General features: G+C 68.1%; 14 protein-coding genes and 1 pseudogene. 8 read left to right on the top strand and 7 right to left on the bottom strand.

From position 1 onward, the window contains the following. On the top strand, nucleotides 1-250 hold a 250-nt coding region (locus QM633_RS14710; protein WP_415154515.1), incomplete at its 5' end, for a FitA-like ribbon-helix-helix domain-containing protein. Then, a complete protein-coding gene (locus tag QM633_RS14705) occupies nucleotides 210-638 on the top strand; it encodes a type II toxin-antitoxin system VapC family toxin (protein WP_415154514.1) in 429 nt (142 codons plus the stop codon). The genes QM633_RS14710 and QM633_RS14705, both read left to right, overlap by 41 nt. Before the next feature lie 69 nt (nucleotides 639-707). Here QM633_RS14705 and QM633_RS14700 read toward each other — a convergent pair whose 3' ends face one another. The 4 genes from QM633_RS14700 to QM633_RS14685 all read right to left on the bottom strand — a co-directional run bounded on the left by QM633_RS14700 (nucleotide 708) and on the right by QM633_RS14685 (nucleotide 2830). After that, nucleotides 708-1562 carry an aldo/keto reductase gene (locus tag QM633_RS14700; protein ID WP_415154513.1) on the bottom strand — a complete coding sequence of 285 codons (855 nt, stop codon included), beginning with the start codon at nucleotides 1560-1562 and terminating at the stop codon, nucleotides 708-710. A 9-nt stretch (nucleotides 1563-1571) separates the two neighbouring features. Continuing rightward, nucleotides 1572-1985 carry a cupin domain-containing protein gene (locus QM633_RS14695; protein ID WP_415154512.1) on the bottom strand — a complete coding sequence of 138 codons (414 nt, stop codon included), beginning with the start codon at nucleotides 1983-1985 and terminating at the stop codon, nucleotides 1572-1574. Then, nucleotides 1982-2338, bottom strand: coding sequence for a DUF2255 family protein (locus QM633_RS14690; protein ID WP_415154516.1), 357 nt, complete (start codon nucleotides 2336-2338; stop codon nucleotides 1982-1984). The genes QM633_RS14695 and QM633_RS14690 overlap by 4 nt, the downstream gene beginning before the upstream one ends. A gap of 153 nt (nucleotides 2339-2491) precedes the next feature. Then, on the bottom strand, nucleotides 2492-2830 hold the full coding sequence (locus QM633_RS14685; protein ID WP_415154511.1) for a carboxymuconolactone decarboxylase family protein: 339 nt from the start codon (nucleotides 2828-2830) through the stop codon (nucleotides 2492-2494). Between the two features lie 175 nt (nucleotides 2831-3005). On the opposite strand from QM633_RS14685, the gene QM633_RS14680 reads away from it, so the two are divergent. From QM633_RS14680 to QM633_RS14670, 3 genes are all read left to right on the top strand, one after another. Continuing rightward, nucleotides 3006-3902: a helix-turn-helix transcriptional regulator gene (locus tag QM633_RS14680; protein ID WP_415154510.1), complete on the top strand. Its 897-nt coding sequence runs from the start codon at nucleotides 3006-3008 to the stop codon at nucleotides 3900-3902. Between the two features lie 63 nt (nucleotides 3903-3965). After that, a complete protein-coding gene (locus tag QM633_RS14675; protein ID WP_415154509.1) occupies nucleotides 3966-4508 on the top strand; it encodes an aldo/keto reductase in 543 nt (180 codons plus the stop codon). A gap of 8 nt (nucleotides 4509-4516) precedes the next feature. Continuing rightward, nucleotides 4517-5893, top strand: coding sequence for an MFS transporter (locus tag QM633_RS14670; protein ID WP_415154508.1), 1377 nt, complete (start codon nucleotides 4517-4519; stop codon nucleotides 5891-5893). 301 nt (nucleotides 5894-6194) lie between these two features. Here QM633_RS14670 and QM633_RS14665 read toward each other — a convergent pair whose 3' ends face one another. Continuing rightward, nucleotides 6195-6836 (bottom strand): DUF4386 domain-containing protein, encoded by a 642-nt coding sequence (locus QM633_RS14665; protein WP_415154507.1) that lies wholly within the window; start codon nucleotides 6834-6836, stop codon nucleotides 6195-6197. A gap of 69 nt (nucleotides 6837-6905) precedes the next feature. Here QM633_RS14665 and QM633_RS14660 point away from each other — a divergent pair, with 69 nt between their 5' ends. Next, a complete protein-coding gene (locus tag QM633_RS14660; protein WP_415154506.1) occupies nucleotides 6906-7613 on the top strand; it encodes a TetR/AcrR family transcriptional regulator in 708 nt (235 codons plus the stop codon). A gap of 100 nt (nucleotides 7614-7713) precedes the next feature. Here the strand turns inward: QM633_RS14660 and QM633_RS14655 are convergent, their stop codons facing one another. Next, complete coding sequence (locus QM633_RS14655; RefSeq protein WP_415154505.1) at nucleotides 7714-8202, bottom strand: SRPBCC family protein; 489 nt, start codon at nucleotides 8200-8202, stop codon at nucleotides 7714-7716. A 6-nt stretch (nucleotides 8203-8208) separates the two neighbouring features. Next, a complete protein-coding gene (locus QM633_RS14650; RefSeq protein ID WP_415154504.1) occupies nucleotides 8209-8535 on the bottom strand; it encodes an ArsR/SmtB family transcription factor in 327 nt (108 codons plus the stop codon). Between the two features lie 89 nt (nucleotides 8536-8624). Here QM633_RS14650 and QM633_RS14645 point away from each other — a divergent pair, with 89 nt between their 5' ends. After that, on the top strand, nucleotides 8625-9923 hold the full coding sequence (locus tag QM633_RS14645; protein WP_415154503.1) for a MurT ligase domain-containing protein: 1299 nt from the start codon (nucleotides 8625-8627) through the stop codon (nucleotides 9921-9923). After that, a pseudogene (locus tag QM633_RS14640) lies at nucleotides 9920-10389 on the top strand (glutamine amidotransferase); the annotation flags it as partial. The gene QM633_RS14645 and the pseudogene QM633_RS14640, both read left to right, overlap by 4 nt.

Raw genomic sequence — 10389 nt, 5'->3', positions numbered from 1 at the left:
TTGGCGCCATAATGGCTCCATGCCGAACATCCAGATCAAGGACGTGCCCGAGGACACCCACGCGGTCCTGCGACAGCGGGCGGGCGCGGCGCACCAGTCGTTGCAGGAGTACCTGCGCTCGAGGCTGATCGCCGAGGCGTCCCGGCCGACCGTGGACGAGGTACTGGCCCGGGCCGGAGGTCGGGCCGGTGGCTCACTGCCCTTGGCCGATGCGGTCAGTGCGCTGCGGCTCGACCGTGCTCGTCATTGACGCCAGCGTCGTGGCCGTCGCCCTGCTCGACGACGGCCCGGACGGCGACACGGTGCGGGATCGGCTGCTCGGTGAACAGCTCGCCGCGCCGTCCCTGATCGACCTTGAGGTGGCTTCGGTGTGGCGCGGTCTGGCCCGTGCCGGGCAGCTCGATCCTCGCCGGGTCGCTCTGGCGCTGGATGATCTGCGGGAGATACCGATCCAGCGGGTCGAGCACACTTCGCTCCTGGCCCGGTGCTGGGAGCTGCGCAACAACCTGACGCTCTACGACGCTGCTTACGTCGCCCTCGCCGAAGCACTCCAGGCGCCCCTGCTCACTGGCGATCGGCGTCTCGCCCGATCAACCGGCCCCCGCTGCACCATCGAGGTCCTCAACACCAGCAGCTGACTTCCCGGACAGTCCCCTGGGGGCTCCTGAGTAGAGGAAACCGCGGCAACCAGGAGACCGATCAGGTCGCTACTTGCCGCTGTAGACCGGGAAGAAGCTGTACTCGCCGTAGTCAGTGACGTCGAGGCTCCGCAGCGCCAGCATGTCGCCGTCCGAGATCTCGAAATCGAGGTCGGCGTTGGCCCGCATGTGGTCGGAGTTGGCGGTCTTGGGCAGCGCTTGGGTGCCCAGTTGGAGGACGTAGCGGATGCACAGCTGGGGGACGCTGACGCCGTAGTTCGCTGCCATCGCGGTGATGTCGGGGTTCCCCAGGATCTCGCCGTGGGCGATGGGCGAGTAGGCCTGCACCAGGATCTCCTTGGCCCGGCAGTAGGCGATCAGCTCGATAGGGGTGTTGCCGGCATGTACGAGTAGCTGGTTGGCGTGCGGCGCCACAGTGCAGTTCGCCAGGATGTTCTCCAGGTCGGTCTGGGTGAAGTTGGATACTCCGATCGCGCGCAGTTTGCCGGCCTGGTACGCCTCCTCCAACGCGCGCCAGGCCTCCCGATTGCCCTCGGCGTAGGTACCGCCACGGAAGTCGGACCACGGCTGCGGGGAGTGGATCAGCATCAGGTCGATGTAGTCCAGCCCCATGGTCGCCAGCGAACCATCGATCGCGGCGACTGCCTCGTCGTGATTCTTGATCTCGGCAGCCAGCTTGGTGGAGACGAACAGATCCTCGCGGACGACCTCGCTGCTGCGGACGCCTTCACCAACGCCGCGTTCGTTGCCGTAAGCCTGCGCGGTGTCGATGTTGCGGTAGCCGAGCTGGACGGCGTTCCGGACGGCCCGAGCGGCGTCGGCGTCATCGATGAACCAGGTGCCCAGGCCGAGCTTGGGGATCTTGATGCCGTTGGCCAGAGTGTAGGTCTCGTTCAGGATCATGGTTCGTCCTCACCTCAGGTGGTTGTAGTACTCGTCGGTCACTGGCTCGCACCACTCGTTGCTGGGGTTCTCGCCCGGTACGGCGATGGCGAGGTGGCTGAACCAGGAGTCGGCTTTGGCGCCGTGCCAGTGCTTCAGCCCGGCCGGGATCACGACGACGACTCCAGCTTGCAGGCTCATCGGTTCGCGGCCTTCGGCCTGGTACCAGCCGCTGCCGGCCGTGCACAGCAGGATCTGGCCGCCTCCGGCGGAGGCATGGTGGATGTGCCAGTTGTTTCGGCAACCGGGCTCGAAGGTGACGTTCGAGATCGCGACTCCCTCGGTGGTCAGCGGGCTGAGGTAGCTCTGCCCGATGAAGTACTGGGCGAATGCCTCGTTCTTCTCACCACGGGGGAAGACGCTGTCGAAGTCGTTGTCAGTCATCTCGGTTCCTTCGGCTGGTGGGGCGTGACCTCGACGCCGGCGGCTTGTGGGCCGGCTGAGACCATCGGTGACAGGTAGGGGCTGTCGGCGTACTTGCTGCGGTAGGCGGCGTCGATCCGATCGCGTAGGGCAAGGTCGGCGGGCTGGAATGCGACGTCATAGGTGGTTCCGGCGACGGTGATCTGCCCGGCGTGCTGGGTCATGGCAGCCTGGTACCAGCGGGAGCGGATGCCATTCCAGGCCCGGACGAACAGGCGTCCGTCAACCACGACTGACCAGATCCAGGTTGGAGTCCCCGTGGTAGCACCGTCCGGTCGGAGCGGGGCGACGTGCAGATCGTCGCCGGCGGCGATGCGGTCGATGTCTACGGTGGGCCAGGTGCTGATGGTGATGCGCTCCTTCGTGGAGAGGGGTTGCTGATCGCCGCTCGGCGTTCATCAGCCGTTCTTGGGCTGCAGCAGTGTCTTGATGGCGCGGCGCTCGTCCGTGGCGCTGCACCTGACCGGTCAGTCCTCGTTCTCGATGATGTTCTTCAGGACCGCGGTGGCACCCATGCCGTTGGGCCAGCCGGAGTAGAACGCGAGATGCAGCAGCGCTTCCTTCAGCTGATCGTCGGTGACGCCGTTCTGTCGGGCGAAGGCGAGGTGAAACGCGAGTTGTTCCATCTTCCCCACGGCGGTGAGCGCGGCGATGGTGACCAGGCTGCGATCCCGTTTCGAGAGTCCTTCGCGTTCCCACACTTCGTCGAACAGCACCTGGTCGGTGTAGTGCACCATGCCGGGGGCGAAGTCGCCGAAGGCGTTCTTCCCGCCGGTCCAGCGGGTCTGTGTGTCTGCGTCGATCATGGGGTGTCCTCCTCGTTCGGGGCTCCATCTTTCGTGATGTCCGGCGCCCAGGCGTGGTCCGAACTGTTCGAGCTGTGTCCATGAAACCTCCAGCGAGCGAGCGGTGGGAGTCTCTGCTGAAGGGTGTACTGGCAGGGCATCCCGCGGCGAGGTGGGGCAACGTAGCGTTGCGGTCGTGAACGACAGAGAAGAGGTGCGCGAGTTCCTCATGTCTCGACGGGCGAGGCTGAGCCCCGACCAGGCGGGCATTCCTGCCGCTGGTAGTAGGCGGGTGGCCGGGTTGAGGCGTAGCGAGGTGGCGATGCTGGCCGATGTCAGCATCGAGTACTACGCGAAGATCGAACGCGGGAACCTGTCCGGGGTGTCGGACAGCGTCCTGGATGCGATCGCTCGTGCCCTGCAACTGGACGATGCCGAACGGGAGTACCTGTTTGGTCTGGCGCGGGTCGCCCACGGCGGTGCTGAACCGGTCAGGCGCCGTAAGCCGAAGCAGTGGGTGGCTCGGGAGAGCCTGCTTCGGGCGCTGGACGCGGTGACGACCGGGCCGGCGTTCGTCCGCAACGGACGGATGGACATCCTGGCCACGAATCCACTCGGACGAGCGTTCTACGACCACGTTTTCGACGGTCCAGGGCAAGGCAACCTGGCTCGGTTCAACTTCCTCGACGAGCGATCCAAGGACTTCTATCCCGATTGGAGCGCGGCGGCGGACGTGACTGTGGCGATCCTGCGCACCGAAGCCGGACGCGACCCTCGCGACAAGCAGTTGCACGACCTGATCGGCGAGCTGTCCACGCGCTCGGATGAGTTCCGGACCCGCTGGGCAGCGCACAACGTCCGCCGTCACGGATCGGGAACGAAGAGCTTCCACCACCACCTGGTCGGCGACCTCACTCTCACCTACGAAGGTCTCGAGCTGACCGCCGAGCCGGAGCTGTCGTTCCTGATCTACACCGCCGAGCCCGGCTCCCCCAGCCAAGAACGACTCGACCTACTGGCCAGTTGGGCCGTTGCCGAGCCACACCACACAACGGGTGAGTACCACCGCGCCGCTGTGGCGCAGGAGGGCTGATATGCACACCAGAGTCCTTGGACAGGGGCTTCGGGTCTCCGCGGTCGGGTTGGGCGTATGGGGATGTCCCAGAGCTACGGACCCAACCCCGGCAGCCGCGACGACATGATCGGCGTCCTGCGCTCCGCGGTCGAAGCCGGGGTGACGTTCTTCGACACCGCCGAGGTGTACGGCCCGTTCGTCAACGAGGAACTGGTCGGTGAGGCGCTACAGCCGATCCGGGACCAGGTGGTGATCGCGACCAAGTTCGGCTGGCGGATCGAGAGCGGCACCAGCGTCGGCCTGAACAGTCGGCCAGAACAGATCCGGCGGGTTGCCGAAGAGAACCGCGCTGCGAACCAGTCTCTTGTCGACCACGTCAAGAACCTGGCGGACGCCAAGAGCGTCACGCCCGGCCAAATCGCACTGGCCTGGCTGCTCGCGCAGCAGCCGTGGATCGTGCCGGTCCCCGGCACTCGTCGCACCGCACGGCTCCAGGAGAACGCCGCCGCAACCCAGGTCGCGTTGTCGGCCGACGAACACGCCGACCTCGACGCGCTCGCCTCCCGGATCGGGGCCCATGGCGACCGGTACGGCGAGTACCACCTCGGCCTGGTCGGCCGCTGAAAGCCGGAGTGACCGCGACCGCGACCCCGAAGCGGTTCACTGGACACGGCTCGCTCGCCGCCCTGGTCCTGGCATCCCTCGGGTTCTTCCTGATCACGCTCGACGTGAGCATCGTGAACCTGGCCCTGCCCAGTATCCGGCAGAGCCTTGGCGGTGACATCAGCACGCAACAGTGGATCCTGGACGGGTACACCCTGTTCTTCGCCGTCCTGCTGCTGTGTCTTGGCAACGTCTCGGATCGGATCGGCGCCAAGCGCGCTTACATCACCGGGATCGCCTTGTTCGGCGTCGCGTCCGTGCTGTGTGCCATCGCGCCGTCGGTGCCAGCCCTCATTGTCGCTCGGTGTGGACAGGGCGCAACCGCGGCGCTGATGCTCCCGGCGTCGATGACGTTGATCCGTGAGGCCTTCCCTGAAGCGCGGGGGCGAGCGAAAGCGCTGGGTGTCTGGGCAGCTGGGGGCGCGGTCGCCTCTGCGGCCGGCCCAGTGCTCGGCGGTGCGTTGTCCGCCGTGGACTGGCGCCTCATCTTCGCGGTCAACGTGCCCGTCTGCGCCGGCATGCTGATTCTCGCCCCACATGTCCAACGCTCGCCCCGCAACGGCCGTCCCTTTGACTGGGCTGGCCAGGTCCTCGCCCTGATCGCGCTTGGCTCGATCATCTGCGCCCTGATTGAGGGCGGCGCCATCGGCTACGGTCGTCCCCTGATCGTCACCCTGCTGATCGTCGGCGCGGCCGCGCTCGTCTTGTTCCTGCTCGTCCAAGCACGCGTGCCACACCCGATGATGCCCCTGGGACTGTTCCGAGCCAGCGCGATGCGTGTGGCGATGTTCGGCGGGTTCACCTTCATCTACGCCTGGTTCGGCAGCGTCTTCCTCGCCAGCCTCTACCTGCAACAGCACCTGCACATCGCCCCCGCCACTGCCGGGCTCGTCTTCCTACCCAGCGCCATCCTCTCCTTCTTCGGCAACCTGGCCAGCGGCCCGCTGGCAAACCGGCTCGGTCGACGGTTCCCCGTCCTGCTCGGCATGGCCTCGCTCGTCATCGGACTCACCACGATCGCGCTGTTCGCGCACGAGGGATCAATCCCGCTCGTCGCCATCACGCTGATCCTGATCGGCGGAGGCGGCTCGGTAGCCATGCCACCCCTGGCCGGCGTCGTCCTGGAGTACGCCCCAGAAGGCCAGGCCGGAGTCGCCAGCGCAGTCTCCAACACCTTCCGACAGGTAGGCGGCGCGCTGGCGGTTGCGGTCTTCGGGGTGCTCCTCGGCCCCGACGATGGGTTCCTCACCGGCATGCGAGTCAGCCTTGCGACCGCGGCTGTGCTCGCGCTGGCCTGCCTGATCGCCAGCACCACTCTCGCCGGCAGACGGCATGCCCCTCGATAGCGTCCCGGTCATCGCTTTGGCGTGGCACGGATGGGTCTCCTATCGAATGTCGCCCCTTGCCCGTACAGAGGAAGGCGAGGCAGGCCCTCCTCTCTGACGGGGAGGATTCCCCCGATGCAACCCAGAAATCGAAACTGCGACGCACCACCTCCGGCAACGTTGCGATGGACATGTCGGCGGAACCGTCGAGCAGTTGCGCGACCGGCCCGGCAGCACAGCGACAGCGACGAGAAGGACCACCGCGGTCACGCCCAGCAGGGGTCGCCATGCGACGGCGACTCCGTGCCGTCGAGCGACGTCATCACGCGGATGCCGCCTCGATCGACGGCGCAACCGTGGTGGGGCCGTGCGGGCGCAGACCCCGCACGATGAGATAGATCGCGAGCCAGAGCTCGAAGGAGAAGACCGGCAACGCGGCAACTCCGGCCGCGACTCCGTTCAGGGGGATCACTGCCCACAGCTGTGCAAGGTTGCTGGCGAACACGATCGTCCCGCCCGCCACCCCCAACGTGGCGAGACCGCGCGGCACAGACCGGGAGTCCCACAGCAGCCATCCGAGCACGATCGTGTTGACGCTGATCACCAGCCCCTGCCCGAGGAGGAAGGACGCGGTGTGCAGCGCAGACGCGCCAGCCGTCCACTGCGCCCACGTGCCAGCGAGTTGTGCGATCGCGAGCATGGGAAGCGCACCGGCGATGATCACCGACGCCTCCACAGCGCGGAGCAGGGCAAAGGTCGCTGCGCGGGCCGGGCCGTGCCTACGCAGCAGGACTCCCATCAGCACCCCCGTCCCCACGCATCCGATCGCGAGCACGAATTCGAGCGTGACGCCGCCGATCAGGAGCCCGGATCCGTAGGCGAGCACGGCGGCGACGGATGTGACATGGGTGAGGAGATAGAGAATGCCGGCAGCGCGTGCGTGCTGTCGTGGATTGTGTGTCATGTCGAATGCCCCCAAGTCACCTATACGGCGTATACTTCTGCCTCCGAAGGCTAGGTGTACGCTGTATATGTGTCAAGTTCCCCCGTGCGCCGCCGACTGGACCGCTCGCGGGTCGTCCGGACCGCGGTCGAACTCGCCGACGAGGAGGGGCTCGCCGCTGCGAGCATGCGCGGCGTGGCGGAACGCTTGGGCGTCACGCCGATGGCGCTGTACAAGCACATCGCGAGCCGGTCGCAACTCATCGACGAGATGCTCGATCAGGTGCTCGACCAGATTCCTTCCGCGACCCACCCGATCGGATGGAGCGAGACCGTCAGGGCCCGCATCCTCGCTGCTCGCCACGTGCTCCTCGCCCACCCCTGGGCAAGGGACGCGATCGAGTCCCGCGAACTCGCGACCCCTACCGTGCTCGCATACCTGGACTCGCTCATGGCCGCGATGTTCGACGACGGCCTCTCCGCCGACCTCGTGCACCACGCGATGCACGCCCTCAGCACCCGCATGTGGGGATTCACCCGCGACGTGCTCCCCACCCCGCGCGTCCCGGAGAGCCCGGAGGAACGCGCACGCGTCATGTCGGACCTCGCGATGTCGTATCCCGCTATCGTGCGGATGGCCACCACCGCCTCGCACGCCGGGGCCGCCTGCGACGACGACGCCGAGTTCGCATTCGCGCTCGACCTCATCCTCGACGGCATCAATCGACTCCACGAGAGCGGCTGGCATCCGTCCGACACCCGTCCGGAGGGCACCCCGCTCGCGACCCGGTCCACCTGATCCTGGCCGGCCCCGGCCGAACCCGCATCACGAGCCGGGGTTGCGGACCCCTCGGCACTCCGCGGGTATCCAGGTGCCGCGGAGGCCGGCACGGATGCGCTCAGCCCTCGGCCAGCAGCGCGTCGATCTGGTTGGTCGCCTGCGTGGCGCCCTCCTCCATGCCCATGTCGAGCACCTGTCGGAGAGCCTCGGCCGTCTCGTAGGTCGTGGTGAAGACGGCCCGCGTCCCACCGTCGACCGGCACGAACCGGAACTCCGATGACGACACCGGCAGATCGGCGACGGGGGCGAACGACTTGTCGGCGAAGAAGTCCTCGAACGTGAACCGGCGCGGCTCCTCCACCTGCAGCACACGCCAGCCGCCGTAGTACTTCTCACCGTCCGGGCCGGTCATGAAGTAGTGCACGACGCCGCCGGGCGTGAGCGAGTGCTCCACCACGGTTGCCGGGTGGGACGGTGGCCCCCACACCCGTTCGAGCTGCCGCGGGTCGGCGTACACCTGCCAGACCCGGGTGGCCGGAGCCGCGAACTCCGCGGTGATGACGAGCGAGCGGGCCTCGATGTCCTTGGTGATATCGGTGACAGGCATGATGGGTCAGCCTTCCTGGATGAGGGATTCGATCCGGTCGATGCGGCCGCGCCAGACGTCCTCGAGCTCGTCGAGCATCGAGGCGACCGACCGCACCGCCTCCACGTCGCCACGGGCCAACTGCTCACGACCGCGACGGCGCTTGGTCACCAGCCCTGCCTTCTCGAGCACGGCGACATGTTTCTGCACGGCGGCGAACGACATGTCATAGGACGCCGCGAGCGCGGTGACCGAGTGCTCCCCCGCGAGCGCCCTGCGCAGGATGTCGCGCCGGGTGCGGTCGGCGAGGGCGTGGAAGAACGCGTCCGCGGAGTCCTCGTCGAGCTCGATCACCCCTCAAACATACAACTATCTGGTTGTACGTTGTCAATCGTCGGCCGCGCCGAGTTGGGGATGCGCTGTGACTTGGCACAATGGGGCCCATGCCGTCCGCCCTGAGTACGCCCGCCGCGCCCGCGTCCCTCCCCTGGGGTGAGCGGCTCCGCCTGTGGGCGGCGATCGGGATCGGCGATGTGGCCGCCCTCGCGTCGCGGCTCGCCGGGCGGGGCTCCGGAGCCTCCATCCGCGGACAGGTGCTCACTCGGATCGCGCCGGACGCCTTCGCCGACCTGCTCCAGGGCCGCCGGGTACTGGCGGTCTCCGGCACCAACGGCAAGACCACGACCACGCACCTCCTCGCCGCCGCCGTACGCGTGGGGCTCGGCGCCGACACGAACCGCCTGGTCACGAACGCCGATGGCGCGAACCTCCACTACGGCATCGCCTCGGCACTCAGCCAGCGGCCGCGGGCCGACATCGCGGTGCTGGAAACCGACGAGCGTGTGGTCTCCGACATGATCGCCCACGCCCGCCCGGAGATCCTGGTCCTGCTGAACTTCAGCAGGGACCAGCTCGACCGCCACCACGAGATCAAGGCGCTCGGACGGTCCTGGCGGCTGGCTCTCCAGGCCGCCGGCGCGGCAGGCCCGACGATCGTCGCCAACGCCTGCGACCCCCTCGTCGTGTGGTCCGCCGGCACCGCGGCCCGGGTGGTGTGGGTCGAGACCTCGACGACCTGGAACGCGGACGGCGCCCTGTGCCCGGCCTGCGGCACCGTGCTGCGCCGCGGCACGAGCGGGGCCGGCGAGCGCTGGGACTGCCCCGGCTGCGAACTCACCCAACCGGAGGCGACCTACCGGGTGAACGGCGAACGGATCGTGCTGCCGAACGGGACGGGCGTCCACCCGGACCTGCAGGTACCGGGATCCTTCAACGTGTCCAACGCCGCCTGCGCCCTGGCCGCGGCGGTCGAGTTCGGCGTCCCCGTCACCGATGCGCTCGCCGGGATGCACACGGTCACCGCTCCCGCCGGGCGCTTCGCCACCGCCCACTTCGGACGCACGAGGGCCCGGCTACTGCTGGCGAAGAACCCGGCCGGCTGGGCCGAGGCGCTCCCCCTGGCCACCTCCGACCCGGTCGTGCTCGCGATCGACTCGGTCGCCGCCGACGGCAAGGACGTGTCCTGGCTGTGGGACGTCGACTACGAGCAACTGGCCGGACGCCACGTCGTGTGCACCGGGCCCCGCGCGCAGGACCTCGCCGTCCGGCTCAGCTACGCCGGCGTGGACCACGACGTGGAACCGGACCTGCGGGCCGCCCTCGGCGACCGCGACGTCGCGCTCGACGTGGTCGCCACCTACACACCGTTCCAGAAGCTGCTGAAGATGGCGGGGCTGCGATGAAGCCGGTCGAGATCGTCCTGGTCTACCAGTCGCTGCTGGGCATCTACGGCGACCGCGGCAACGCGATGGTGCTGCGGCAGCGACTGCTGAGGCGCGGCATCGACGCCACCCTGACCGTCGTGGATCCCGGCGACGAGGTGCCCGCCACCGGCTCGGTGTACCTGCTCGGAGGTGGCGAGGACGCGGCGCAGATCTCCGCGGTCCGGGCGCTCAAGACCGACGGCCACCTGTTCGAGGCGATCGACTCCGGCGCCGTGTTGTTCGCCGTCTGCGCCGGCTACCAGATCGTGGGCAGGACGTTCACCGTCGGCGACCACGACGAGGTGATCGACGGCCTGGGCCTGCTCGACGTGACCACGCGGCGCGGCACCGAGCGCGCCGTCGGCGAGATCCTCAGCAGCTGGAGGCGACCCGACGGCACCGAGAGCCTGCTCACCGGCTTCGAGAACCACGGCGGCTTCACCTA

This window comes from Propionicimonas sp. (assembly GCF_047606205.1).
Taxonomy (GTDB): Bacteria; Actinomycetota; Actinomycetes; order Propionibacteriales; family Propionibacteriaceae; genus Propionicimonas.
This window is presented reverse-complemented; position numbering and strand designations above follow the sequence as displayed.